We start from the raw sequence: 25,937 nt of genomic DNA, 5'->3' as shown, positions 1-25,937 counted from the left end.
AGCCGCGGGATTCCCGCGTCGGCCCCGGGCTTCAGCCCGGCACCACGGCCCCACGACTACGAATCAGGCAATGAAAGAGACGATTACACAACTGCTCGACACCGCCGTCGCCACGCTCAAGCAGGCGGGCGAGCTACCGGCGGACGTAAGCCCCGCGATCAAGGTCGAGCCGACCCGCGACAAGGCCCACGGCGACTACGCCACCAACCTGGCGCTGGTACTGGCCAAACCGGCCGGCTGCAAACCACGCGAATTGGCCGACAGAGTGGTCGCCGCGCTGCCCGAGAACGACGTCATTCGCCAGATCGAGATCGCCGGGCCGGGCTTCATCAACTTCTTCGCCGCCACCGATGCCATCGCCGGCATCGTCAGCGACATTCTGGATGCGGGCGATACCTTCGGCCGCAGCCTGGTCGGCGCCGGCGAGAAGGTCCAGGTGGAGTTCGTCTCCGCCAACCCGACCGGCCCGCTGCACGTCGGCCACGGGCGCGGCGCGGCGATCGGCGACTGCCTGTGCCGCCTGCTCGAAGCCACCGGCTATGACGTCACCCGCGAGTTCTACTACAACGATGCCGGCGCCCAGATCAACAACCTGACGCTGTCGGTGCAGGCCCGCGTTCGCGGCCTGGCACCGGGCGACGAAGGCTGGCCGGAAGACGGCTATCGCGGCGACTATATCGCCGACGTCGCCAAGGCCTATCTGGCCGGCGAGACGGTCACCGCCGACGACCGCCAAGTCACCGCCAAGGCAGACCCGGACGACGGCGACGCCATTCGCGCCTTCGCCGTGGCCTACCTGCGCCGCGAGCAGGATCTCGACCTCAAGGCGTTCGGGGTCGAATTCGACGTCTATTTCCTCGAGTCCTCGCTCTATGCCGAAGGCCGGGTCGAGGCTACGGTCAAGCAGTTGATCGACAACGGCCACACCTACGAGGCGGACGGCGCGCTATGGCTGCGCACCACCGACTTCGGTGACGACAAGGACCGGGTGATGCGCAAGCGTGATGGCGATTACACCTACTTCGTCCCCGATGTCGCCTATCATCTGGACAAGTGGCAGCGCGGTTTCACCAGCGTGATCGACGAGCAGGGCGCCGACCATCACTCGACCGTGACCCGCGTGCGGGCCGGCCTGCAAGCGCTCGAAGTCGGCATTCCACAGGGCTGGCCCGACTATGTACTGCACCAGATGGTGCTGGTGACCCGCTCCGGGGTCGAGGTCAAGCTTTCCAAGCGCGCCGGCAGCTACGTCACCCTGCGCGACCTGATCGACGAGGTCGGCCGCGACGCCACGCGCTATTTCCTCGCCGCGCGCCGCGCCGACTCGCAGCTGACCTTCGACATCGACCTGGCCCGCTCGCAGACCAACGACAACCCGGTCTACTACATCCAGTACGCCCATGCGCGCATCTGCAGCGTGCTGCGCAAGGCCGAAAGCGACGGCCTGGCATTCGACCACGCCATCGCCATGGCCCACCTCGAGCGCCTCGAGGCCGAACAGGAAAAGGCGCTGATGAATCGCCTGGCGCGCTACCCCGACACCGTCGAACGCGCCGCCCGCGCCCGCGAGCCTCACCAGATCGCCCAGTATCTGATCGATCTGGCGAGCGACTTCCACACCTGTTACAACGCCCACAAAGTCATGGTCGACGACGCCGAGCTGCGCAACGCGCGCTTGGCCCTGGGCCTGGCGACACGCCAGGTCATCAGCAATGGATTGACGCTGCTCGGCGTCAGCGCCCCGGAGGAGATGTAATCGATGGCACGCCGTCCCGCACAGAACCGCCGCCAGCCGCCCTCCCGTTCCGCACCGAAAGGGGCCACGACGAAATCCCGCCAGCGCAGTTCGAGTGGCGGCGGTCTCGGCGGAATTCCGGGATGGCTGTGGGCGATCGCCGGCCTGATCGGCGGTTTCGCGCTGTCGCAGTATCTCGATCGCTCCTCGCCCGAACCGGTGGCGGCGGTGGTGCCCAAGCCCACTTCCAGCCAGTCCGCCAACAGCAGTGGCGGTGCCAGCCCGGAAGGATCGAGCGGCGGCGCGGGGAATGGCTCGCAGGCCGGCAGCGCGGCCACGCAGCCGGCCACGCCAACCTTCGAGTTCTATACCCTGCTGCCGGAGACCGAAGTGATCGCGCCCAGCAGCAGCGCCTCGGCGCCGCAACCGACGGCCAAGACGAGCCAGGAAGCCGCGGCGGACAACGCCGCCAACCAGACCCGGCAGCCGGCGCCCAGCAGCGGCCGCTACATGCTGCAAGCCGCCTCCTTCCGGGATATCGCCGATGCCGAGCGCCTGGCCAACCGGCTCAAGGACTTCGGCCTGCTGGCCAAGATCACCGACGTGCGCGCCAACGGCGATCAGATCTGGCACCGCGTCCAGGTCGGCCCCTACGAGGACACCCGGGAGCTCTCGCGCGCCCAGGATCTGATGGTGACACAGGGCATCGAGCCACTGATGATCCGCCTCCAGAATTGACCTTGAGAGCCGGCAAGCCCGCCGGCCCTTCCTTTACCGCTTTTGCTTGATTTCCCGCTTCCCCGCCCGCACTTGTGATGTCATGTCGCTTCGCGCCCGTAACGCGAACGCGCACCGTTTTCGGCGCCATCGGTCATTGGATGGCGCGCCATTGGGAGTTCACTGCATGACCACAATCGTATCCGTACGCCGCGGCGATCAGGTGGCGCTGGCCGGAGATGGCCAGGTCTCGCTGGGCAACACGGTGATGAAAGGCAACGCCAGCAAGGTCCGCCGTCTCTATCGTGGCCAGGTTCTGGCCGGTTTCGCCGGCGGCACCGCCGACGCCTTCACCCTGTTCGAGCGTTTCGAAGCCCAGCTCGAGAAGTACCAAGGCCACCTGACCAAGGCCGCCGTCGAGCTGGCCAAGGAGTGGCGCACCGATCGCGCCCTGCGTCGGCTGGAAGCGATGCTGGCGGTCGCCGACAAGAGCGCCTCGCTGATCATTACCGGCAACGGCGACGTGGTCGAACCGGAGCGCGGCATCATCGCCATCGGCTCCGGCGGGCACTACGCCCAGGCCTCGGCACGCGCGCTGCTGGAGAACACCGAGCTCGGCGCCCGCGAGATCACCGAGAAGTCACTCAACATCGCCGCCGATATCTGCGTCTTCACCAATCACCACATCACGCTCGAAGAGCTGTGACGAGAGCGAATCGCCATGTCTCAAGAACTGTCTCAAGAACCGTCTCAGGCACGCTCCGGCGCCCAACCCGCGCTGACCCAGTCGACCATGACGCCGCGCGAGATCGTCCACTCGCTGGATCAGTACATCATCGGCCAGCACGACGCCAAGCGTGCCGTGGCGATCGCCCTGCGCAACCGCTGGCGCCGCATGCGTCTCGACGAGGACATGCGCGGTGAGATCGTGCCCAAGAACATTCTGATGATCGGCCCCACCGGGGTCGGCAAGACCGAGATCGCGCGCCGTCTGGCCAAGCTCGCCGGTGCGCCTTTCCTCAAGGTCGAGGCGACCAAGTTCACCGAAGTGGGCTACGTCGGGCGCGATGTCGAATCGATCGTGCGCGACCTGATGGAAATGGCGATCAAGATGGTGCGCGAACAGGCCAAGAACGAGGTTCGCCACAAGGCCCAGGATGCCGCCGAGGATCGGATTCTCGACGCGCTGCTGCCGCGTCCGCGCGGTAGCGAATACGACAGCGGTCGCGACGACTCCTCGACGCGCCAGGTATTCCGCAAGAAACTGCGCGAAGGCCAGCTCGACGACAAGGAGATCGACATCGAGGTGACGCCGGCCAGCCACGGCATCGACATCATGACCCCGCCGGGCATGGAGGAGATGACCAACCAGTTGCAGAGCCTGTTCGCCAACATGGGCAAGCAGAAGACCGAGACCCGCCGGGTCACGGTCAAGGAAGCCTGGAAGCTGTTGCAGGACGAGGAAGCCGCCAAGCTGGTCAACGAGGAAGAGATCAAGCAGCGCGCGCTGGAAGCGGTCGAGCAGAACGGCATCGTGTTCCTCGACGAGATCGACAAGGTCGCCAAGCGCGGCGAGTCCGGCAGCGGCGGCGATGTCTCCCGCGAGGGCGTGCAGCGCGACCTGCTGCCGCTGATCGAGGGCTCGACGGTCTCCACCAAGCACGGCATGGTGCGCACCGATCACATCCTGTTCATCGCCTCCGGCGCCTTCCACCTCTCCAAGCCGTCGGATCTGATTCCGGAGCTGCAGGGCCGGCTGCCGATTCGCGTCGAACTCACCGCACTGACGCCGGAAGACTTCAAGCGCATCCTGACCGAGCCCTCCGCCGCGCTGACCAAGCAGTACCAGGCGCTACTGGCGACCGAAGGCTTGGATATCCAGTTCACCGAGGACGGCATCTCGCGGATCGCGGAAATCGCCTGGCAGGTCAACGACGGCACCGAGAACATCGGCGCCCGCCGTCTGCACACGGTGATGGAACGGCTGCTCGAGGAAGCTTCCTATCAGGGCGGCGACTTCGCCGGCCCGCTGGTGATCGACGCCGCCTACGTCGACTCGCAACTTGGCGAACTGGCGGTGGACGAAGACCTGTCGCGGTATATCCTCTGACGAGGAGCTGTAAGCTTTAAGCTGGAAGAGCGCCGCTTCGCGGCTGGAAGAGGAGAACTCCAAAATGACGTTCTTCTCTTCTTTGCGACTCTTCTAGCAGGCCAAAACTTACGGCTTACAGCTTATGGCTTACAGCTAGGAGTTTCTTATGTCCGCCCCCATCCCCAACCGTGTGCACTACCACAAGCGCGACCGCGAGCTCGAGTTGGGCTATCCCAACGGCGAGAACTATCGCCTGCCGATCGAGCTGTTGCGGGTCTATTCGCCTTCGGCGGAGGTGCGCGGTCATCGCCCCGGTGAAGAGGTACTGCAGACCGGCAAGCGTCATGTCGGCCTGCTCGACATCTCGCAGGCCGGCCGCTATGCGCTGAAGCTGCATTTCGACGATGGCCACGACACCGGCCTCTACACCTGGGAATACCTCTACGACATGGCCACCCACCGGCAAGCCTGGTGGGACGACTACCTCGCCCGGCTGGAACGCGCCGGTGCCTCGCGCGAACCCAGCGTGATCCAGATCCATCAAGTGTAGGCCGATCCGCCAGGGCGGTTACGGCCAGCGCCGCGCAAAGACAAGCCCGTGACCAGACGCTACAATGCGGATTCGGCCGATCCACATCGGCCCGCCGCCACTCGCGTCATCTCGGGGAGAAGCACATGGACAAGCGCACGACCGACTTCGGCTATGAGCAGGTCGCGGTCGACGAGAAGGCCGCCCGCGTGGCTGATGTCTTTCATTCGGTGGCCGCGCGCTACGACGTGATGAACGATCTGATGTCGTTCGGCATCCATCGCCTGTGGAAACATCTGACCCTGGAGCGCAGCGGCGTACGCAGCGGCCATCGCGTCCTCGACATCGCCGGCGGCACCGGGGATCTGACCCGCCAGTTCGCTCGCCGCGTCGGCCCGAGTGGCCGCGTCATCCTGGCCGACATCAACGAATCGATGCTACGCGTGGGCCGCGACAAGCTGATCGACCACGGCATCGGCGACAACGTCAAATACGTGCAGGCCAATGCCGAGAGCCTGCCGTTTCCCGACAACAGCTTTCACTGCATCTCCATCGCCTTCGGCCTGCGCAACGTCACCGACAAGGACGCCGCGCTGCGTTCGATGACCCGCGTGCTCAAGCCCGGTGGACGCCTGCTGGTGCTCGAGTTCTCCAAGCCGGTCAATGGGCTGTTGTCGAAGGCCTACGATGAATACTCCTTCCGCCTGCTGCCGCAGATGGGTCGCCTGGTGGCCAACGACGCCGACAGCTACCGCTATCTGGCCGAATCGATCCGCATGCATCCCGATCAGGAAACGCTCAAGGCGATGATGCAGGCGGCCGGGCTCGAGCGGGTCGAATATACCAATATGACAGGTGGTATCGTCGCGCTGCATCGCGGCATCAAGCTCTGAGGTGGCCGAGGCGATGCTGGATACCTTCGTGCTGGTCGGCTTCGAGCGCGCGCTCAACGGGCTGCTCGCCCGCGACCCGGCCACGCCGGCGCGGCTTCGAGCGCTGACCGGCAAGACGTTGCGAGTCGCGCTGGCCTCTCCACGCCTGGCACTGCGGGTGGCGTTTCACGAAGACGGTGTCTCGCTGGCACGGGTTCGTGATTGGAACGAACCGGATGACCTGGAACTCACCTTCACGCCGGACGCGATGCAGCGACTGATCGCCGGGGAGTCACTGGAGCGGCTGCTGTTCGGCGGCCAACTGCCGGTACGCGGCCAGACCGGGCTGCTGACGCCGATTCAGACCCTGTTTCTGGATCTCGATCTCGATTGGGAAGGCGCCCTGGCCAAGGGACTCGGTAACGGTACCGCCCACGGCGTGGCCTCCGGCCTGCGTCACCTCGCCAGCCAGGCACGCTTCGCCGGCGGCGAGTGGCAGCAGGATCTGCGCGAGTATCTGTTCGAGGAGCGGCGCTGGCTGGCCGGACGCAATCAATTCGAGGTCGCCCGCGATCGGTTGACGCAACTGCAACAGGACGTCGACCGTCTCGGCGCACGCGTGGCGCGTCTCAAGCGGCAACGGGAGTCGCATTCATGAGTTTGCGGCTGTTTCGCATCGCCTGGACCATCTCCCGCTACCGCCTCGATACCCTGGTCCCCCAGGAGCGTCTTCCGGCGATCATCCGCTGGCTATGGCGCTTCGCCCCGGTGCGCCTGATTCCCACCGGTCACCACTCGCGCGGCGCACGCCTGCGCCTGGCGCTGGAATCGCTGGGCCCCATCTTCGTCAAATTCGGCCAGATGCTGTCGACCCGCCGCGACCTGCTGCCGCCGGATATCGCCGACGAACTGAAACGCTTGCAGGATCAGGTGCCGCCCTTTCCCGGCGAAACCGCCCTGGCAATGGTCGAGAAGGAGCTGGGCAAGACCGTCGAGGAAGCCTTCGCCGCCTTCGAGACCCAGCCCATGGCCTCGGCCTCGATCGCCCAGGTACACGCCGCCGAGCTGCACAGCGGCGAACAGGTGGTGGTCAAGATCATTCGCCCCGGCATCGAGCGCACCATGCGCGAGGACATCGGACTGCTCTATACCTTCGCGCGCCTGTTGCGGCGCGTTCCCGAGGCGCGCCGCCTGCGTCCCGTCGAGGTGGTCAAGGACTACGAGGCCACGCTGTTCGACGAGCTCGATCTCAACAAGGAAGCCGCCAATACCTCGCAGCTCAAGCGCAACTTCCAGAGCTCGCCGCTGCTCTACGTACCGAGCATCTACTGGTCGTTGACGCATCGTCAGGTGATGGTCCAGGAACGCATCAACGGTATTCCGGTGGCCGACGTGGACGCGCTGCGTGCCCAGGGCACCGATCTCAAGAAGCTCGCCGAGCGCGGCGTCGAGATCTTCTTCACCCAGGTCTTCCGCGACAATTTCTTCCATGCCGACATGCACCCGGGCAACATCTTCGTCTCCCGCGACAATCCGACGGAGCCGCGCTATATCGCCATCGACTGCGGTATCGTCGGTAGCCTGACCCGCGAGGACCAGGACTATCTGGCACGCAATCTGCTGGCGTTCTTCCGCCAGGATTACTATGAAGTCGCGGTGCTCCACATCGAGTCCGGCTGGGTCGGCGAAGGCACCCGGGCCAACGAGTTCGCCAGCGCGATCCGCGCGGTGTGCGAGCCGATCCTCGAAAAGCCGCTCAAGGACATCTCCTTCGGCCAGGTTCTGCTGGGGCTGTTCCAGACCGCGCGGCGCTTCAACATGGAGGTCCAGCCGCAACTGGTGCTGCTGCAGAAGACCCTGCTCAATATCGAAGGCCTGGGCCGCCAGCTCTATCCCGATCTCGATCTGTGGAGCACCGCCAAGCCCTACCTGGAGCGCTGGATGCGCGAGCGCGCCGGCCCACAGGGCTTCTGGCAGACGCTCAAGAAACATGCGCCGGAACTGGCGCATCAACTTCCCGAACTGCCGGTGCTGGCGCATCAGGCGCTGGCCGACCGCGAGGAGCTGCGCCGTCAACGCCGCCAGCAGACCGAGACGCTGGCGAGCCTCCAGGCCCGCTTCCAACGCGCCAGCGGACGCGCGCGCCGACTACGCCTGGGGATCGTGCTGCTGGCACTGGCATTGGCTTGGCAGCCGATGCTGGGGTGGGCGGAGCACCAGCCCTGGCCGGTGCTGGTCGCGGCCGGGCTGGGCGTGCTCCTGCTCGCCTGGCGCTGAGTGTATGATAAGGACCGAAGTTCGAAGCTGCTTTTTACAGCGCCCCGAAGCCGGCGCCCGAAGCTCGCGACTTGTTTTGTTACAGCTTAAAGCTTACGGCTTACAGCTCCCGACGTAGTCGGGGTGGCTCGAAGCCAACATTCCCCTCAGATACCCAGGAATGTCATCCTATGAGTGATACTCTTGAACGGTTGGCCGCCGTGCTCGAATCACGCCGCGTCGCCGACCCCGAAAGCTCCTACGTGGCGCAGTTACATCACCGCGGCCTCAACAAGATCCTGGAAAAGGTGGGGGAAGAAGCGACCGAAACGCTACTTGCCGCCAAGGATGTCAAGGCGGATGATGCACGAAGCCGCCAGGACCTGATCGGCGAAGTGGCGGATCTGTGGTTTCATAGTCTGGTCATGCTGTCACATCTGGACATCGATCACCGGGCCGTGCTCGACGAACTGGCCCGTCGCTTCGGCGTTTCCGGCCTGGACGAGAAAGCCTCGCGTCAACGAGAGTCGTAAGCCATTTATCGCTATCGCGCCAAGGCGCACGTGTTAAGGAGAAAGTTATGCTGGGTGGTATCAGTATCTGGCAACTGCTGATCGTCCTCGGGATCATCATCCTGATTTTCGGCACCAAGAAGCTGCGCAATGTCGGTAGCGACCTGGGCGGCGCCGTCAAGGGCTTCAAGAAGGCGATGGGCGAGGACGAAGAGAAGGAGAAGAAAGATAGCGCGACGCAGCAACGTATCGATCACTCGCAGGATAGCCAGTTCGACGCCCATGACGACGACGTCAAGCAGACGTCCGACGACAAGGCCGAGCGCAAGTAACCGGCGATGTTCGATATCGGTTTCTTCGAACTGCTGCTGATCGGCATCGTCGGTCTGCTGGTACTGGGGCCCGAGCGTCTGCCCAAGGCGGCGCGCACCGCCGGCCTCTGGATCGGACGCGTCAAGCGCAGCGTTTCGAGCATACAGCGCGAAATCACCGCCCAGCTGGAGGCGGAAGAACTGCGCCAAAAACTGGCCGAGCAGCAGAAAAAGCTCGACGAGGGCGTGAATCGCGTGCGCCGGGATGTCGAGAACTCCTTCAACGACTCGAGCCCTCCCCCGGCATCGAGCGAGCCGCCGCGGGACGATACGCCATCGCATGACGATCGACCGGCCGGCGTCCCCGACGTTCCCTCTCGCCGACCTGACGCCGACGCCTCCTCCGTGGACAAGGATTCGAATGCCCGATGAGTGACGCATCACGCCCGCCCGAGGAAGAACAGGCCCAGGCGCCGCTGATCGAACACCTGATCGAACTGCGCTCGCGATTGATGAAGGCGGTGATCGTCGTGGTGGTGATCTTCGCCGCGCTCTACGCCTTTTCCAACGATATCTATCGTTTCGTTGCCGATCCGCTGGTGGCGTTGCTGCCCGCCGGCTCGCAGATGATCGCCACCGAGGTGACGTCACCGTTTTTGGCGCCGTTCAAGCTGACGATGGTCGTCTCGGTGTTCGCGGCGATTCCGATGATTCTCTATCAGGCCTGGGCGTTCATCGCGCCGGGGCTGTACAAGCATGAGAAGGCTCTCGCCTTTCCCCTGCTCGCCTCGAGCATCGTGCTGTTCTATTGTGGCGCGGCTTTCGCCTATTACGTCGTGTTCCCGCTGCTGTTCAGCTTCTTCGTCCATACCGGACCGCAGGATGTCACGGTGATGACGGACATCAACGCCTACCTCAACTTCGTGTTGAAGATGTTCTTCGCCTTTGGCGTGGCGTTCGAGATCCCCATCGCCACCTTCCTGATGATCTGGACCGGCATCACCGACGTCAGAAGCCTGACCAAGAAACGCCCCTACGTCATTCTGATCTGTTTCATCATCGGCATGCTGCTGACGCCGCCCGACATCATTTCCCAGAGCCTGCTGGCGGTGCCGATGTGGCTGCTGTTCGAAGTCGGTATCGTGTTCGGCCGCCTGGTGCGTCGGCGTCAGCGGCGCGAAGAGGCCGAAACCGAGTAGCGCTTCGCCGACTCTACCTGCGACATCCGCCCCCCAGGCCATGAGGCCGTCACGGTTGTTATACTGGGGCAAGTTCTTGTCATCGTTCTGTCATCCGACGCTGATAGCGTTGCCATCGGCGTCCGGACACGGTCCTGCACCGGTCCGCCGCTTTCGTGGAGATCACCATGCGTTATTCCCTGGCCCGTCAGTACCCCGCCACCCGCCTGCGCCGGCTGCGCAAGAGCGAGTTCTCTCGCCGTCTGGCGCGAGAATCGGCACTGACCACAGACGACCTGATCCTGCCCGTGTTCGTACTCGATGGCGAGAAGCGCCGCGAGCCGGTGCCGTCGATGCCCGGCGTCGAGCGCCTCTCCATCGATGAGCTGCTGCGCGAGACCGAAGAGCTGGTCGAGCTGGGCATTCCCGCCATCGACCTGTTCCCGTTCACGCCACCGGAGAAGAAGACCGCCGACGGTGCGGAAGCGTGGAACCCGGATGGCGTGATCCAGCGCGCCATTCGCGCGCTGCGCGAGCGTTTCCCCGAACTCGGGATCATCACCGACGTGGCGCTGGACCCCTACACGACCCACGGCCAGGACGGCATCCCCGACGACAACGGCTACCTGGTCAACGACCGCACCATCGAGGCGCTGATCAAGCAGGCGCTGTCGCATGCCGAGGCCGGTGCCGACGTCATCTCCCCGTCGGACATGATGGATGGGCGTATTGGCGAAATCCGCGCCATCTTCGAACGCGAAGGGCTGCATGAAACCCAGATCATGGCCTATTCGGCCAAGTATGCCTCGCGCTACTACGGTCCGTTCCGCGACGCCATCGGCTCCAGCGGCAACCTGGGCCGTGCCGACAAGTTCAGCTATCAGATGGACCCGGCCAACACCAACGAGGCACTGCACGAAACCGCGCTGGACATTCAGGAAGGCGCCGACATGGTCATGGTCAAGCCGGGCATGCCCTATCTCGACGTGGTACAGCGGGTCAAGGAGTCCTTCGGCGTGCCGACCTTCGTCTACCAGGTCAGCGGCGAATACGCCATGCACATGGCCGCGTTCGAGAAGGGCTGGCTGGATGCCGATAGCGTGATCCTCGAATCGCTGACCTGCTTCAAGCGCGCCGGTGCCGATGGCATCCTGACCTACTTCGCCAAACGCGCGGCGCAACTGCTCAACGCCTGAGCGCCCGCGGGCGTGTCTGCCCCGGCGCTGGAGATGATTTCATGACAGACACGCCGGAGACGCCCGATTCATTGCAGGATTCCGCGTCGCTTCCCGTCACCGAAGAGAGTGCCTCTCCCCCGCTGCGGGTCAATCGCACCCGCAAGGGGATCCACGCCAAGACGACGCCTTCGCCCCAGGCCGATCTCAGCGATCCGGCACTCTACTTCAACCGCGAGCTGTCACATCTGCAGTTCAACATCCGCGTGCTGGAACAGTCGCTGGACCCGTCCCATCCGCTGCTCGATCGGCTGATGTTCCTGCTGATCTTCTCCTCGAATCTGGATGAGTTCTTCGAGATCCGGGTTGCCGGGCTCAAGCATCAATTGATCCTCGGCCATGACGAGACGGGCGCCGATGGCATGACTCCGGCCAAGGTGCTGAGCGAGATATCGCGCATCGCTCACGAGCAGGTCGAGCGCCAATACCGCATCCTCAACGAGGTCCTGGTACCAGCGCTGGAAGAGCAGAAGATCCGTTTTCGCCGCCGTTCGCAGTGGACGCCGGAACAGGCCGCCTGGGTCGCCGACTACTTCGAGGAAGAGATCGCCCCGGTCATCAGCCCGATCGGACTGGACCCCTCGCACCCCTTCCCACGTCTGGTCAACAAGAGCCTCAATTTCATCGTCGAGCTCGACGGCACCGATGCCTTCGGTCGTGAAGGGGGCATGGCGATCCTGCCGGCGCCACGTTCGTTGCCGCGCCTGATCCGGCTGCCCGAAGCCTTATGTGAAGAGGGCTTCACCGACTATGTGTTCCTGTCGTCGATGATCCACGCCCATGCCCACGAGGTCTTTCCGGGCATGGAGGTCAAGGGCTGCTATCAATTCCGGCTGACCCGCAATGCCGATCTCTCGGTCGATCCCGAGGCGGTTTCCGATCTCGCCTCGGCACTGCGCGGCGAGTTGCTGGCACGCCGCTACGGTAGCGGCGTGCGCCTGGAAGTCGCCGACAACTGTCCGGACAGCCTGATCGGCTTCCTGCTCAAGCAGTTCGAACTCGACGAGGCGGATCTCTATCGGGTCAATGGGCCGGTCAATCTCACTCGCCTGATGTCGGTGCTCGACGATGTCCAGCGCCCCGATCTGCGCTATCGCCCGTTCACTCCCGGCCTGCCCAAGCAGGTGCGCGGCGACATCAATCTGTTCACGGCGATCGCCCAGGGCGACATCCTGCTCCACCATCCGTTCCAGTCCTTCACCCCGGTGGAGGAACTGCTGCGTCAGGCCGCGCGCGACCCGGACGTGATGGCGATCAAGCAGACGCTCTACCGCACCGGCGCCGACTCATCGATCGTCAGCGCCCTGGTGGAAGCGGCCCGCGGCGGCAAGGAAGTGACCGTGGTCATCGAACTGCGGGCCCGCTTCGACGAGGCCGACAATCTGGCGCTGGCATCCCGCCTGCAGGAGGCCGGCGCGATCGTCATCTATGGCGTGATGGCCTACAAGACCCACGCCAAGATGATGCATATCGTACGCCGCGAGCGCGGCGAGCTGCGCCACTATGCCCACCTCGGCACCGGCAACTATCACGCCAAGACCGCCAAGCTCTATACCGACTACAGCCTGATGACCGCCAACGAGGCTATCTGCGAGGACGTGCATCGCGTGTTCCAGCAGCTTTCCGGCATGGGCAAGCCGCGCAAGATCAAGACGCTGTTGCATGCGCCTTTCACCCTGCACGACACGTTGGTGGCGATGATCGATCGCGAGGCCAAACTCGCCGAGAGCGGCAAGAAGGCGCGCCTGATCGTGAAGTGCAACGCGGTGACCGAACCCAAGCTGATCCGCGCACTCTATCGTGCGTCCCAGGCCGGCGTACGCTGTGAACTGATCGTGCGCGGCATGTGCTGCCTGCGTCCCGGCGTACCGGGTATCTCCGAAAACATCCGGGTGCGCTCGATCATCGGCCGTTTCCTCGAACATACCCGGGTCTACTATTTCCTCAATGACGGCGGTCACGAGGTCTGGTGTTCCAGCGCGGACGCCATGGAACGCAACATGTTCCACCGGGTCGAGACCTGCTTCCCACTGCTCGACAAGAAGGCCTCGCAGCAGGTACGCAAGGACCTCGACACCTACCTGCTCGATAACTGCCAGAGCTGGACGCTGGACAGCGAAGGCCAATACCATCTCCAAGGCAGTGGCGACGCCGAGCCGATCAGTGCCCAGGAAACACTGCTCTACGCCTACGCCGCCCAGGCTTGAACTCGCCACGGCATGACACCCCACCGAGAGCCACCGTTTGGTGGCCCTCGGCTTGGGGGTGGCGCATCACCACGGCAACGGCCCCCATGGAACCATCGGCGCATCGATCGTCGTCCAGCGCTCCGGGCGCCTTGCGCTTCATCCTGCTCGATGATTTATTCAGCGCTTCCTTAGAGCCCGATCTGGCCACCGTCATCTTTCCAGATAACGACAGTCGATGCCCGCGGACGAACCGTTTCTCCCTCCCCGATCGCAACCGTTGCGTCCTGGGTCAGCGCATCGCCATCCGCCGGCCAGTTACCCGGATGCTGGATATTGATGAACAGAGCGGTCTTGTCCGGCGTAGCGAAGATACCGGTCACCTCACAGCCATTGGGCCCCACGGCAAAGCGCTTCAGCTGAGCCTGGTTGCCGCTACCGATCACCGCTGCGTCGCCGCTTGCTTGGCTGACGCCCTGGGGCACCACTGCCAACAACTGGTCGTTGGTGTCTTCAGTGACGTTCTCGTAGCCATTGTCGGTCTCGATCCACAGAATGCCGTTGCCGTCGCCGCGCTCGTCGTACCACAGGCCATCCGGACTGGCGAACTGGTTATCATCGGTCAAACCGGAAAGGTTGATGTCATTAGGATCGCTCGCCGCCCCCCCGCAGACGAAGATCTCCCACTCGAAGGTGGTCTCCTTCGGCGAAGGTTCGAGCCAGCGGATGACCTGGCCGCCTTCGTTATCGGCACGCGGGTTGGGACCATTGACCGGCGCCGTGGCATAGCCCACGCCCAGGTCGTCAACATCACTGCCATCATTGGTGTAGGTGGCCGCGCTGCCTTCCTCGGTACGATTAGTGTTGTTGGTCAAGGTCATGTAGACCTCGCCGGTATTCGGATCCACCGTACCCCACTCCGGACGGTCCATCGGCGTCGCGCCCATCAGGTCGGCGGCGTCGCAGGTGTGGATGATAACGCCTGCCAGATCATCGGCGGCCAGGCCCAGCGCCTCGGCCAGCGTGCGGCCATCCTTGATCGTGGCATACGGGGTCAGCGGCAACCATTCACCGGTGCCGTCGTCGTTGAACTTGGCCACGTACAGCGAGCCCTCGTCCATATACTTGGCGCCGATGGCGAGGCGATCATAGTTGTCGCCCGGGCGGTTGGCGTCAGCCGGGTCCCACACCGCTTCGGAGACGAACTTGTAGATGTATTCGTTGCGGGAATCGTGGCCGGAGTAGAACACCATCGGCTCACCTTCCACCAGCTTGCCGGGCCAGCAACCTTCGTGGCGGAAACGGCCCAGATGGGTGCGCTTGATGGCGCTACGGGCGGGATCGTAGGGATCGATCTCGACGATATAACCGAAGGTGCGCGCCTCGTTACGATAATCCTCCGCGGCGCTGCCGCCACGCGGCGTGATGTCGAAACGGGCCAGGTCGTCGGTTGCTTCCGTGCCATCGGCGGCAGTTTCCCAGCCGTAGCGGCCACGCTCGCTGGGGATGCCCAGGCGAGCATCGTCACTGAAGCGCTCGCCGGTGTGGACGAACACTTCGGGCCAGTTCTCTTCACAGGTCAGATAGGTGCCCCAGGGAGTGTACCCGTTGGCACAGTTGTTGTTGGTACCGCGTGTCCTCGTACCGTCCTTCGAGTACTTGGTAACGACATAGTCGCTACCCGCCACCGGGCCGGCCAGCTCCATAGGCGTGGCGCTGGTGAAGCGGCGGTTGTATGTGTCGTTCGGCACATGCGCCCAGCTGCCGTCATCTTGCTTCCTGACTCGCACGATGGTGACGCCGTGGGCATTGATCTCGGTGCGCGCCTCCTCCGCGGGACGTGCGCCTTCGCTCATGTTGGTCGGCCCGCCATTCGGCGCCCACAAAGCATTTTCGTCGATATATTCGTTATTCAACGCCAGCAGGAAATCGGACGAAGCGTTGTCTTCATCCAACGGAAAGTTGTGCATGCCGTCGTGGTGCATGCCAACCGCATTGGCCTGATTCTCCGAGGTCATGACAAGATCGGAATGCCAGTCCTGAGCCTCGCTGGTCAGCGGCGTCCCCCAGGGAATCAAGACCTGCGCGGTATAACCGGCGGGAACGACGATAGCGTCGGTCTTCGACCCCTTGATCGATTCGAACGCCAGCGCCAGCGGCGTCTTCTCCGGCTGGTCGTCGGCATGGGCCTCGTCATCGTCACTGCAGCCCGCCAGACCGAACCCGCCCAATACCGTCATGGCCGTGACGCCGAGCCCTCCCTGCATGATGCCGCGCCGCGAGACACGGCGATCCAGGATCACGGAGAACGGCTCGTTACCACTTTGATTGTGGATGCGATGATCTTCGATTTCTTTACTCATGATTTTTGCCTCGTCACGGTGATGATCTGCGTGACGAGGCTAGGTTGGGAAGATGACGAAATGATGTCCATGAGGACTCATTCCCTAGCGCAGCCGCTCGGCGGCACGTTCCAGCAACTGTTCGGTGGTCTCCCAGCCTAGACAGGCGTCGGTGATCGAGACCCCGTAACGCAATGCCGCCGGATTGAGCGGTTGCTTGCCTTCGAACAGATGGCTCTCCAGCATCACCCCGATCAGGCTATCGTCCCCGGCCAGGCGCTGGTCGATGACGTCGTGCAGCACTTCGGTCTGGCGACGATGGTCCTTGCGCGAATTGGCGTGGCTACAGTCCACCATCAGGCGTGCCCTGAGGCCGGCCTGTTCCAGCGCCCGGCGACTGGCGGCGACGCTCTCCGGGCCATGATTGGGACCGGCATGGCCGCCGCGCAGGACCAGATGGGTGGATGGATTGCCCTGAGTCTCGATCAGCGCCGGCGTGCCGTCGACGCTGACGCCGAAGTGACGATGCGGGTGGGCGGCGGCCTGTATCGCGGCGATCGCTACGTCGACGTTGCCCTGGGTGCCGTTCTTGAAGCCAACGGTTGCCGCCAGGCCGCTGGCCAGCTCACGATGGATCTGGGATTCGGTGGTCCGCGCACCGATCGCGACCCAACTGAGCAGGTCGTCGAAGTAAGCCGCCGCCATCGGTTGCAGCAGCTCGGTGGCGATCGGCAGCCCCAGCTCGGCGATATCGCGCATCAAGCGTCTCGCTGTCGCCAGCCCGGCCGCCATGTCGTCGCTACCGTCGAGATGCGGATCGTAGGCCAGTCCCTTCCAGCCAACGGTGGTGCGCGGTTTCTCGACATAGACCCGCATCACCAGCAACAGGCGGTCGCCGAGACGCTCGTTCAGTGCCGCCAGCCGCTCGGCATATTCCAGTGCCGCTTTCGGATCGTGAATCGAGCAGGGACCGGTCACCACCAGCAGACGGTCGTCCTCGCCATCGAGAATCGCGCGAATGGCGTGCCGGTGGGTCTCGATCCGTGCCGTCAGGGTACTCGACAGGGGCAGTTGGCCACGCAGTTCGGCGGCAGTCGGCAGCGGCAGGGTTCGCGTCCTTCCTGCCGCAATGCGGTTCACGGTCGGCGCGGGGGATAAGGCAGGTGTCACAGCGTTCATGTTTGATCTCATTCCAGGGTTGCGGCCTGAAACGCGAGAACCCCCGGGTGGGCTGCCATCCGGGGGTTCTCGATACGCGGGAGGCAGCCCTGGTCCGGGCGTGCCTCGCGGGTTCAGGTCATCTCGACCGACCAGCGGGCACGCCAGTCCTAAACCAATAGCCATAACCGCCATCAGCGAATTCCACAACCGCAACGAAGCCACCGAAGGTCTCGGCAGCCATCGACAGATGTGAATCGCAGATGTGGGTCATGAGGGGCTCTCGCGTTTTAGTGCCACCATCCTAACGTCTTGGCCGGATTTGACAAGTCCCGAGGCCGATAGCGAGCCGCCCGCCTACGAGATTCGACCCGAGGCTCAGCCCAGATGCTCGCCGCCATCCACCGGCAGGACGGTACCGGTCACGTAGTCGTTGTCGAGCAGATAGCGCAGCGTCTGATAGATCACCCCGGGGCCGGGAACACGCTGATCGACCACCCGGTCGTCGTTCAGCATCACCAGCCCCGGCGCAATCGCGTTGACCTGGATACGCGGTGCGAACTGTGCGGCAAACGAACGCGTCAGGCTTTCCAGGCCGGCCTTGGTCGCGGCATAGGCCGCCTGCCCCGCAGCCCCGCGCCTGACCACGCTATCGGTAATGTGAACGATATCGCGCTGCGGTTCCTGACACGCCTCCAGCAGTTCGCGTGCGTGGAGATTGATCAGATACGGTGCCTGCATGTGAACGCGAAACAGCCGCTCGAAGACCTCGCCCGCTGCGGCAGGCTCGGGATCCGCCAGCCACTCGCTGGCGTTATGCACGATCGCGCGAAGACTCGATGTGGTTTCCGCGAGCCGGGCGATGAAAGCCTCGATGCCCGCAACGCTGGAAAAGTCGGCCGGCAGCGTGATCGCGCCGCGCTCGCGTAGCGCAGTCAAGGCCTCGCGCTCGCGGCGGTAAGTGACGATCACCGGGTGACCGTCGTCGAGCAGGCGCTCGGCACAGTGGCGCCCCAGGCGCTGGGCGCCGCCGGTGATCAGGATCGGCGATTGACTCACGACTTTTCACGCTCCTCACCCGGGGTCAGCGGGGCCTGGTCGGGATCGCTGTCGGGAAGCGGCAGAAACGGCACCCTGGGCGCGTAGCTGAAGACGTCCGAATGCACCTGGGCCTCCGTCAGCCCCATCGGCGCCAGCGTATCGACACAGGCATAGACCATCCCCGGCGAGCCGGCGAGATAGATCTCGAGTCCAGCCACGGCATCCAACTCGGCAGCGAGCGCTTCATCGATACGCCCCTGGTGCCAGACGATGCCCGGGCGGGACTCGAACTCGGCTTCGGGCGTTTCCACCACGGCGTGAAAGTCCACGTTCGGATGCGCCAACGCCCACTCCCGCGCCAGCGATTCGGCATACAGGTCACGGCGCTCGCGCACCGCCCACCAGATCGACACCCGCCGCTCGGGATTTTCCGCCAATGCCGCCTCGACGATGGCCTTGAGCTGGGCAAAACCGGTCCCGGCGGCGATCAGCAGCAGCGGCTCCCGACGATCCGCCGGCAGAATGCAATCCCCGTGGGGCAGGCGTACCGATAGCCGGTTGCGGTGAATCAGCAGCTCTCGCAAGCGTGCCGAATGAGTGCGCTCGGGCCAGTGCTGGATATGCAGTTCCAGCCGGCCCTCGCCGTTCTCGGCGCAGGCGATCGAAAACGGCACCCAGGTGTCGTCGTCGACCGCCAGCTCGAGATACTGGCCCGGCGCATGGGCAATCGCCTCGGCGCGCCCTTCGAGCACCACCCGGAACACATCGGGAGTCAGATCTTCGACCGTTTCCACCTGGCAGGTCAGGGTTCTGACCGTCATGTTCACCTCATCGTTTGCCGTCATGCCACCCCGCCGTCCGAGGAGGTTCCGGTGCGCGCCGGCGGCGGCGCGATATCGATGCCGTAATCGGCCCAGCGTTCATCGACCCGTGCCTTGACGGCGGCGTCCATGACGATCGGCTCGCCCCATTCGCGGGTCGTCTCCCCCGGCCATTTATTGGTGGCGTCCAGCCCCATTTTCGACCCCAGTCCCGCCGTGGGCGAGGCGAAATCGAGATAGTCGATCGGCGTGTTCTCGACCATTACCGTATCCCGGGCCGGATCCATGCGCGTGGTGATCGCCCAGATCACGTCTTCCCAGTTGCGCGCGTCGACGTCATCGTCGAGCACGATCACGAACTTGGTGTACATGAACTGGCGCAGGAAACTCCACACGCCCATCATCACGCGCTTGGCATGCCCCGGATACTGCTTCTTCATGGTCACCACCGCCATGCGGTAGGAACAGCCTTCCGGCGGCAGGTAGAAGTCGACGATCTCGGGAAACTGCTTGCGCAGGATCGGCACGAACACTTCGTTGAGCGCCAGCCCCAGTACCGCCGGTTCGTCCGGGGGACGGCCGGTGTAGGTCGAATGATAGATCGGATCGCGGCGATGGGTGATGCGCTCGACGGTAAACACCGGGAACGATTCGACCTCGTTGTAGTAACCGGTATGGTCGCCATAAGGCCCTTCCAGCGCCATATCGTCCGGATAGATGAACCCCTCGAGCACGATCTCGCTGGAAGCCGGCACCTCGAGGTCGGCATGTCCGCATTTGACCAGTTCGGTGCGCGAGCCTCTGAGCAGGCCGGCGAAGGCATATTCGGAAAGCGTGTCCGGTACCGGCGTCACCGCGCCGAGAATGGTCGCCGGATCCGCCCCCAGCGCCACCGCCACCGGGAACGGCTTGCCGGGATGCGCCTGCTGCCACTCACGGAAATCGAGCGCGCCGCCGCGATGGCTCAGCCAGCGCATGATCAGGCGGTTCCTGCCCAGTTTCTGCTGGCGGTAGATCCCCAGGTTCTGGCGCGTCTTGTGCGGCCCCCTGGTCACCACCAGCGCCCAGGTCACCAGCGGTGCGACATCGCCGGGCCAGCAGTGCTGGATCGGCAAGCGATCGAGATCGACCGCCTCGCCTTCGAGCACGACTTCCTGGCACGGCGCCGAGCGCAGCGTTTTCGGCCCCATGCTCATGACCTGCTTGAAGATCGGCAGTTTTTCCCAGGCGTCCTTGAGCCCCTTGGGCGGGTCCGGCTCCTTGAGAAACGCCAGCAGCTTGCCGACCTCGCGCAACGCCTCGATGCTCTCCTGCCCCATGCCCATGGCGACCCGCTGTGGCGTGCCGAACAGATTGCCGAGCACCGGCATCTCGCTGCCCTTGACGTTCTCGAACAGCAGCGCCGGCCCGCCGGCGCGCAGGGTGCGATCGCAGATCTCGGTGATCTCCAGATACGGATCCACCTCGACGTTGACGCGCATCAACTCACCGCGTTGCTCGAGCGCCGCGATGAAATCCCGCAAGTCCTGATATTTCATACCGTTGCCGCACCCCGATGCCCAAGAATGCAAAAAGGGCAGCATAGCATGCCACCCTCCATTTTCTGCTTTGCCTCAGAGATATCATGAAGCGCTGAGAGCTGGCTGAGCGAACGAAGATGAGACAAGGCGGAAAATCGCGAGAGCGCGGAGTTTACTCAAGTAAATGAGCAGCTTGAGCGATTTTCCAACGCAATATCATCGAGTGCAGCCAGCCAGAATCAACGTCTTTTCATAGCCTCGAAGAACTCCAGATTGGTCTTGGTATCCTTCAGGCGATCGATCAGGAACTCGGTGGCGGCGACGTCATCCATCGGGTTGAGCAGCTTGCGCAGGATCCACATGCGCTGCATCTCTTCCTCGGAGGCGATCAGATCCTCGCGGCGAGTGCCGGAACGACGAATGTTGAGGGCCGGATAGACGCGACGCTCGGCGAGCTTGCGGTCGAGGTGGGCTTCCATGTTGCCGGTACCCTTGAACTCCTCGAAGATCACTTCGTCCATCTTCGAGCCGGTATCGACCAGCGCGGTGGCGATGATGGTCAGGCTGCCGCCTTCCTCGATGTTACGCGCGGCACCGAAGAAGCGCTTGGGCTTCTCGAGCGCGTGGGCGTCGACACCGCCGGTCAGCACCTTGCCGGAGGACGGCACCACGGTGTTGTAGGCGCGTGCCAGGCGGGTGATGGAGTCGAGCAGAATGACCACGTCCTTCTTGTGCTCGACCAGCCGCTTGGCCTTCTCGATCACCATCTCGGCGACCTGGACGTGACGCGCCGGCGGCTCGTCGAAGGTCGAGGCCACGACTTCGCCACGCACCGTGCGCGACATCTCGGTCACCTCTTCCGGGCGCTCGTCGATCAGCAGCACGATCATATGGCACTCGGGATTGTTGCGCGTGATCGAGGTGGCGATGTTCTGCAACATCAAGGTCTTGCCGGCCTTGGGCGGCGAGACGATCAAGCCACGCTGGCCCTTGCCGATGGGCGCGGTGAGATCGATGACGCGGGCGGTGATGTCCTCGGTGGAACCGTTGCCGATCTCCATCACCAGACGTTCCTGCGGGAACAGCGGCGTCAGGTTTTCGAACAGGATCTTGTGCTTGGCGTTTTCCGGCTTGTCGAAGTTGATTTCGTTGACTTTCAACAGCGCGAAATAGCGCTCGCCCTCTTTCGGCGGGCGAATCTTGCCGGCGATCGAGTCGCCCTTGCGCAAATTGAAGCGGCGAATCTGCGACGGCGAGACATAGATGTCGTCGGGGCCGGCGAGGTAGGAAGAGTCGGCACTGCGCAGGAAACCGAAGCCATCCTGCAGAATCTCCAGGACGCCATCGCCATAGATGTCTTCGCCGCTTTTCGCGTGTTTCTTCAGGATGGCGAAGATGATGTCCTGCTTGCGTGAACGGGCCAGATTGTCGATACCCATTTCACGGGCGATATCCAGCAGTTCAGGGACGGATTTTTGCTTGAGTTCGGTCAGATTCATGAGTTCGGTCAGAAATGGCTCGTGTCGCAGGCAATGGCGGTTGCCGAGAAAAAAGAAGGACAAGAGGCGGTCAATTCAAACGCCGCGCGGCGCGTTCAGTCGTCCCAGAGAGTCAGGCTTTCCGTATGGACTATCGGCGTTCATGAGATACGCCGAATGGCCATGATGCCGGGAGAGCGGTTCGATTCGCCTGTAATCTCACGGATAGCGTCATTCGCAAGACATAACTACGATCCGGTGATCGGAACTGGGGTGACTGACGACTTGGGGGACCGCGAGGCGGTCAAGAAGCATTCGGAACAGGCGAACGTCCAGATGGTAGACAAGCTGCTCGACGAACGCAAGTAGATATATGGCGACTTTGGACGGGTTTATCAAGTCCGTGTCGTTTCATCGCAAAACTGATGCAGCTGGCTCTCCGACAGCGCGCCGACACGAGTGGCTTTCGAATCCCCGTCAACGAACAGAATCAGCGTCGGCATGCCGCGTACCCCATAACGCTCAGCCAGCGCCGGCTCACGGTCCACATCCACGATACCGATGTCCATGCCATGCGCCACCTCCCCTGCCAGGCCCGACAAACGCGACAGCAACGCCTCACAGGGCTGGCACCAGTCGGCGACGAAGATGGCAATCCAGGGCGCCTCGCGCGTCTCGCGCCAATGCTCGAACGCCTCTCCGTCCAGATATTGCCGCTGCGTCATGTATCCAAGCCTTCACCTCCCGCCAGTCTCCAGCATGCCCAGCCCGCCGGCGATTGACAAGGACCGGCCCGCACAGCAACCTTGACCGGCCGAAGCCCCCTTATGATGGCCGCCGGCACAGGGAACGCGCCATAAGCCGCTACCACTTCATCGCAAGCTTTCGAGGACGCCACGCCATGAGCGGGAAGTCGACCGCCAAGGACGCGACGCGTCGCCTGGCCGCCATCGATCTCGGCTCCAACAGTTTTCACCTGCTGGTCGCCAATCATCGGGACGGTCAGCTGCAAGTCGTCGCCAAGATGGGCGAGAAGGTCCAACTCGCCGCCGGCCTGGATGGGGGCGAAAATTTCACCCCGGCCGCCATGGAGCGCGCACTGGCATGTCTCGAGCGCTTCGCGCCGTTTCTCTCGGGTGTCGCGCCGCATGACATGCGCATCGTCGGGACCAACGCCCTGCGTGCCGCGCGCAACGCACGCGTACTGATCGATCATGCCGAGGCGGTGATCGGCCACCCCATCGAGATCATCGGCGGTCGCGAAGAGGCGCGCCTGATCTATCTCGGTGCCGCCCATGCCCTGGCCGAGGTTCACGGACGGCGTCTCATCGTCGATATCGGCGGCGGCTCAACCGAACTGATCATCGGCGAAGACTTCGAACCCCAGGCGCTGGAAAGCCTGCATATGGGTTGCGTCGTCTATACCGGCATGTTCTTCGCCAATGGCGAGATCAGCGAGAAACGCTTCCGTCGCGCCGAGTTGGCGGCGTTGTCGGAACTCGCCAACATTCAGCGCCAGTATCGTCAGTTGGGCTGGCAGGACCCGATCGGCTCCAGCGGCACGATCAAGGCCGCGGCGGCGGTGATCGCCGCCAGCGGCGATGGCGATGCCTCGGTGATCGAGCGCGAGGCGCTATGGAACCTGCGCAAGAAGCTGATCGGCTTCGGTCAGCTCGACAAGGTCGCCATGGAGGGACTCAAGGAGGATCGCGCCAAGGTCTTTCCCGCCGGTGTCGCGATTCTGTGCGCGGTTTTCGAAGCCTTCGATCTCGAACGCATGCGCTACTCCGATGGCGCCCTGCGCGAAGGCGTGTTGTACGACCTGATCGGCCGCAACACGCCGGAAGATTCCCGGCGACATAGCGTCGAATTGATGATGCGCCGTTACAGCGTGGATGGCGCGCAGGCCGAGCATGTCGCCCGCAGCGCACTCGAAGCCTTCGCCCAGGTGAAAGAGGCGTGGGAACTGAGCGACGAACAGCGGCTGTTTCTCTATTGGGCGGCGCAACTTCACGAGATCGGCCTGGCGATCTCGCATAGTCAGTTCCACCGCCACGGTGCCTACCTGCTGGAGTATTCCGACTTGACCGGGTTCTCCCGCCCGGAGCAGCAGGCGCTGGCATTCCTGGTTCGCGCCCACCGGCGCAAGTTTCCTCACAAGGAGCTCGAAGCGCTGCCGGAGGCCATGCAGCCTTCCTACCGGCGGCTGGCGCGACTGCTGCGCCTGGCGGTGATGTTGAACCATGCCCGCCCGGAGCAGCCGATCACCGACTTCCAGTTGCATGCCGACGGCGACGCACTGCATCTCGTGCTGCCGAAGTCGCGGCTCCATCCGCTGCTGCTCAACGACCTCGAACAGGAGGCCGACTATCAGCGCGCGGCCGGGCTGGCGCTTTCCTACGATGCTTGAGCCAATCGCCATTGCACCGTGGCTGGCCTTAGAATCCGTTTACGATCTCGCGAGCTAGAACCAAACTAGGCGAAAACGCGTGAGGGAGCAGAGTTTACATAGCGCTAAATGAGCATCCCGAAAGCGTTTTCAACGACGTTTGGCCGACGCGCAGCAGATCGTAAACGGGTTCTTACTGTTCTCTCCAGCCTTCGCCCACGGCTACGCCGAGCACCGCCACCAGGCGTTCGCCGCACCACACCAACGGCACCCGCTGGCGCTGCCAAGGCGGCAACTCGGCCTCCTGCAGCAGCCGCTTGACATCGCGGCTGCCACGCCCGGCGATGCGCAGCCTTTCGCCCCCCCGACGCAGCGTGACGAGCAGCGTCGCCTCGCTGGCCATATCTTCCTCGGGGCGTAGCGTCGACGTGTAGCGCCCCCATGGCGTCGTCAGTGGCGAGACGCCATCCCAGCGAACCCGCCAACGCGGATCGGGAGGCGCCAGCGGCTCCATCAGGTAGAGCCGGTCGCGCCAGATGCGCGCCTCGGCGCCTGGCCAGCGCAGCGTGGGCAACCGATCCCGGGCCGCCAGGCTCGACTGCTGAACGAGCTCGGCCAAGCGCGCCGCCGGCGGATGCGGCAATCCCGACAGCGACAGGGCGTGACGAATCAACAGCCGCCGCCGGGGCTCGCTCAGAGAGCGCATTGGCGCCAGCGGCAGGCAGGCGGGATCACCGCCGGCGGCCGCCAGGTCGATCGCCGCCAGTTCCGCCAGCAACCCATCGGCTTCCTGCAGCCAGGCGGCACTGCGCCCCAGGGACGCGGCGGCATGCGGCCAGCGTTCGCGCAGCGGCACCATTACCCGATGACGCAGATAGTTACGGTCGAATTGCGTGTCGGCGTTGGTGGGATCGTCGCACCACGCCAGGCCCAACCGCTCGGCCTCCGCTCCCAGTGCGGCCCGCTCGACCTCGAGCCACGGCCGCTGACAGACGATACCCTGCCACTCGCGTTGCGCCGGCATGCCCGCCAGGCCGCGCACGCCGCTGCCGCGCAATGCCGCGAGCAGCAGCGTCTCGGCCTGGTCGTCGGCGTGCTGGGCCAGCCACAGCACGTCGCCCGCAGCGACATGCTGGCGGAAGGCCGCGTAGCGCGCCTCCCGCGCCGCCGCCTCGACACCCTTTCCATCCGCTGTCATGCTCACCGCCGCCACCGTCAATGGCACTTCGAGGGAGGCGCATAGCCGCCGGCAATGGGCTTCGAAGTCGCCCGCCGCCTGCTGCAAGCCGTGATTGACATGAATCGCGCGCAACACGACGCCATGACGGCGCGCCGACGGCACCGCCAGCGTCAGCAGCAGCGTCGAATCCAAACCGCCGGAAAGCGCCACCCAAACGACACGCCCCGGCAGAATCTCCGCCAGGGCGTCATCGAGGAGCGCTTCGAGGGTTGCGCGCAATGCGGAGTCCTCCTGAACGGATAGCCTGATCCAGGCTGAACATCCAGCGCCATATCGCAACAGAACTGGCGAAGACGCTTCGAGCACAACCTGCAACGTCCGCGTG

The 25,937-nt window shown here is 64.0% G+C and carries 24 protein-coding genes; 16 read left to right on the top strand and 8 right to left on the bottom strand.

What is annotated here, in order from left to right; translation table 11 throughout:
* Positions 1 to 70 precede the first annotated feature (70 nt).
* From argS to ppk1, 14 genes are all read left to right on the top strand, one after another.
* A complete protein-coding gene (argS, locus tag DOM57_RS04590) occupies positions 71 to 1,756 on the top strand; it encodes an arginine--tRNA ligase (RefSeq protein WP_110648047.1) in 1,686 nt (561 codons plus the stop codon).
* A 3-nt stretch (positions 1,757 to 1,759) separates the two neighbouring features.
* The gene (locus DOM57_RS04585) at positions 1,760 to 2,473 is read left to right on the top strand and encodes an SPOR domain-containing protein (RefSeq protein WP_110648046.1); all 714 of its coding nucleotides are present in this window, start codon (positions 1,760 to 1,762) and stop codon (positions 2,471 to 2,473) included.
* A 166-nt stretch (positions 2,474 to 2,639) separates the two neighbouring features.
* Positions 2,640 to 3,158: an ATP-dependent protease subunit HslV gene (hslV, locus tag DOM57_RS04580; RefSeq protein WP_110648045.1), complete on the top strand. Its 519-nt coding sequence runs from the start codon at positions 2,640 to 2,642 to the stop codon at positions 3,156 to 3,158.
* Between the two features lie 87 nt (positions 3,159 to 3,245).
* On the top strand, positions 3,246 to 4,562 hold the full coding sequence (gene hslU / locus DOM57_RS04575) for an ATP-dependent protease ATPase subunit HslU (RefSeq protein ID WP_110648180.1): 1,317 nt from the start codon (positions 3,246 to 3,248) through the stop codon (positions 4,560 to 4,562).
* 148 nt (positions 4,563 to 4,710) lie between these two features.
* Complete coding sequence (locus DOM57_RS04570) at positions 4,711 to 5,094, top strand: gamma-butyrobetaine hydroxylase family protein (protein ID WP_110648044.1); 384 nt, start codon at positions 4,711 to 4,713, stop codon at positions 5,092 to 5,094.
* Between the two features lie 125 nt (positions 5,095 to 5,219).
* Positions 5,220 to 5,966: a bifunctional demethylmenaquinone methyltransferase/2-methoxy-6-polyprenyl-1,4-benzoquinol methylase UbiE gene (ubiE, locus tag DOM57_RS04565; protein WP_110648043.1), complete on the top strand. Its 747-nt coding sequence runs from the start codon at positions 5,220 to 5,222 to the stop codon at positions 5,964 to 5,966.
* 13 nt (positions 5,967 to 5,979) lie between these two features.
* Complete coding sequence (locus DOM57_RS04560; protein WP_110648042.1) at positions 5,980 to 6,603, top strand: ubiquinone biosynthesis accessory factor UbiJ; 624 nt, start codon at positions 5,980 to 5,982, stop codon at positions 6,601 to 6,603.
* A complete protein-coding gene (gene ubiB, locus DOM57_RS04555) occupies positions 6,600 to 8,222 on the top strand; it encodes a ubiquinone biosynthesis regulatory protein kinase UbiB (RefSeq protein ID WP_110648041.1) in 1,623 nt (540 codons plus the stop codon). Before DOM57_RS04560 ends, ubiB begins: the two co-directional genes overlap by 4 nt.
* A 170-nt stretch (positions 8,223 to 8,392) precedes the next feature.
* Complete coding sequence (locus DOM57_RS04550; protein WP_110648040.1) at positions 8,393 to 8,734, top strand: phosphoribosyl-ATP diphosphatase; 342 nt, start codon at positions 8,393 to 8,395, stop codon at positions 8,732 to 8,734.
* 47 nt (positions 8,735 to 8,781) lie between these two features.
* Positions 8,782 to 9,045, top strand: a complete 264-nt coding sequence (tatA, locus tag DOM57_RS04545) for a Sec-independent protein translocase subunit TatA (protein ID WP_110648039.1) — start codon at positions 8,782 to 8,784, stop codon at positions 9,043 to 9,045.
* A 6-nt stretch (positions 9,046 to 9,051) separates the two neighbouring features.
* Entirely contained in the window at positions 9,052 to 9,456 is a 405-nt protein-coding gene (tatB, locus tag DOM57_RS04540; RefSeq protein ID WP_110648038.1) for a Sec-independent protein translocase protein TatB, read from the top strand.
* The gene (tatC, locus tag DOM57_RS04535) at positions 9,453 to 10,223 is read left to right on the top strand and encodes a twin-arginine translocase subunit TatC (RefSeq protein ID WP_110648037.1); all 771 of its coding nucleotides are present in this window, start codon (positions 9,453 to 9,455) and stop codon (positions 10,221 to 10,223) included. Before tatB ends, tatC begins: the two co-directional genes overlap by 4 nt.
* 167 nt (positions 10,224 to 10,390) lie before the next feature.
* Positions 10,391 to 11,398 (top strand): porphobilinogen synthase, encoded by a 1,008-nt coding sequence (hemB, locus tag DOM57_RS04530; protein WP_110648036.1) that lies wholly within the window; start codon positions 10,391 to 10,393, stop codon positions 11,396 to 11,398.
* Positions 11,399 to 11,439: 41 nt separating this feature from the next.
* Complete coding sequence (ppk1, locus tag DOM57_RS04525) at positions 11,440 to 13,644, top strand: polyphosphate kinase 1 (protein WP_110648035.1); 2,205 nt, start codon at positions 11,440 to 11,442, stop codon at positions 13,642 to 13,644.
* A gap of 170 nt (positions 13,645 to 13,814) precedes the next feature.
* Here ppk1 and DOM57_RS04520 read toward each other — a convergent pair whose 3' ends face one another.
* From DOM57_RS04520 to rho, 6 genes are all read right to left on the bottom strand, one after another.
* Complete coding sequence (locus DOM57_RS04520) at positions 13,815 to 15,986, bottom strand: PhoX family protein (RefSeq protein WP_110648034.1); 2,172 nt, start codon at positions 15,984 to 15,986, stop codon at positions 13,815 to 13,817.
* Positions 15,987 to 16,070: 84 nt separating this feature from the next.
* On the bottom strand, positions 16,071 to 17,144 hold the full coding sequence (locus DOM57_RS04515) for a 3-deoxy-7-phosphoheptulonate synthase (RefSeq protein ID WP_110648033.1): 1,074 nt from the start codon (positions 17,142 to 17,144) through the stop codon (positions 16,071 to 16,073).
* Positions 17,145 to 17,501: 357 nt separating this feature from the next.
* Positions 17,502 to 18,182, bottom strand: coding sequence for a dihydromonapterin reductase (gene folM / locus DOM57_RS04510; protein WP_110648032.1), 681 nt, complete (start codon positions 18,180 to 18,182; stop codon positions 17,502 to 17,504).
* The gene (locus DOM57_RS04505) at positions 18,179 to 18,985 is read right to left on the bottom strand and encodes an FAD-binding oxidoreductase (RefSeq protein ID WP_110648179.1); all 807 of its coding nucleotides are present in this window, start codon (positions 18,983 to 18,985) and stop codon (positions 18,179 to 18,181) included. Before DOM57_RS04505 ends, folM begins: the two co-directional genes overlap by 4 nt.
* Before the next feature lie 20 nt (positions 18,986 to 19,005).
* Positions 19,006 to 20,523, bottom strand: coding sequence for a 4-hydroxy-3-polyprenylbenzoate decarboxylase (gene ubiD, locus DOM57_RS04500; protein WP_110648178.1), 1,518 nt, complete (start codon positions 20,521 to 20,523; stop codon positions 19,006 to 19,008).
* A gap of 221 nt (positions 20,524 to 20,744) precedes the next feature.
* On the bottom strand, positions 20,745 to 22,004 hold the full coding sequence (gene rho / locus DOM57_RS04495) for a transcription termination factor Rho (RefSeq protein ID WP_110648177.1): 1,260 nt from the start codon (positions 22,002 to 22,004) through the stop codon (positions 20,745 to 20,747).
* Here rho and DOM57_RS21715 point away from each other — a divergent pair.
* Positions 21,981 to 22,352 carry a hypothetical protein gene (locus tag DOM57_RS21715; RefSeq protein WP_162619443.1) on the top strand — a complete coding sequence of 124 codons (372 nt, stop codon included), beginning with the start codon at positions 21,981 to 21,983 and terminating at the stop codon, positions 22,350 to 22,352. The two genes, rho and DOM57_RS21715, sit on opposite strands and share 24 nt — an antisense overlap.
* Positions 22,353 to 22,378: 26 nt before the next feature.
* On the opposite strand, the gene DOM57_RS04485 is transcribed toward DOM57_RS21715, so the two are convergent.
* A complete protein-coding gene (locus DOM57_RS04485) occupies positions 22,379 to 22,708 on the bottom strand; it encodes a thioredoxin family protein (protein WP_110648030.1) in 330 nt (109 codons plus the stop codon).
* A gap of 176 nt (positions 22,709 to 22,884) precedes the next feature.
* On the opposite strand from DOM57_RS04485, the gene DOM57_RS04480 reads away from it, so the two are divergent.
* Entirely contained in the window at positions 22,885 to 24,393 is a 1,509-nt protein-coding gene (locus DOM57_RS04480; RefSeq protein WP_110648029.1) for a Ppx/GppA phosphatase family protein, read from the top strand.
* Positions 24,394 to 24,565: 172 nt separating this feature from the next.
* Here DOM57_RS04480 and tilS read toward each other — a convergent pair whose 3' ends face one another.
* Positions 24,566 to 25,831: a tRNA lysidine(34) synthetase TilS gene (gene tilS / locus DOM57_RS04475; RefSeq protein WP_110648028.1), complete on the bottom strand. Its 1,266-nt coding sequence runs from the start codon at positions 25,829 to 25,831 to the stop codon at positions 24,566 to 24,568.
* Positions 25,832 to 25,937 lie beyond the last annotated feature (106 nt).

Source organism: Salinicola peritrichatus, assembly GCF_003206715.1.
In the GTDB taxonomy this organism is placed as follows: domain Bacteria; phylum Pseudomonadota; class Gammaproteobacteria; order Pseudomonadales; family Halomonadaceae; genus Salinicola; species Salinicola peritrichatus.
This window is presented reverse-complemented; position numbering and strand designations above follow the sequence as displayed.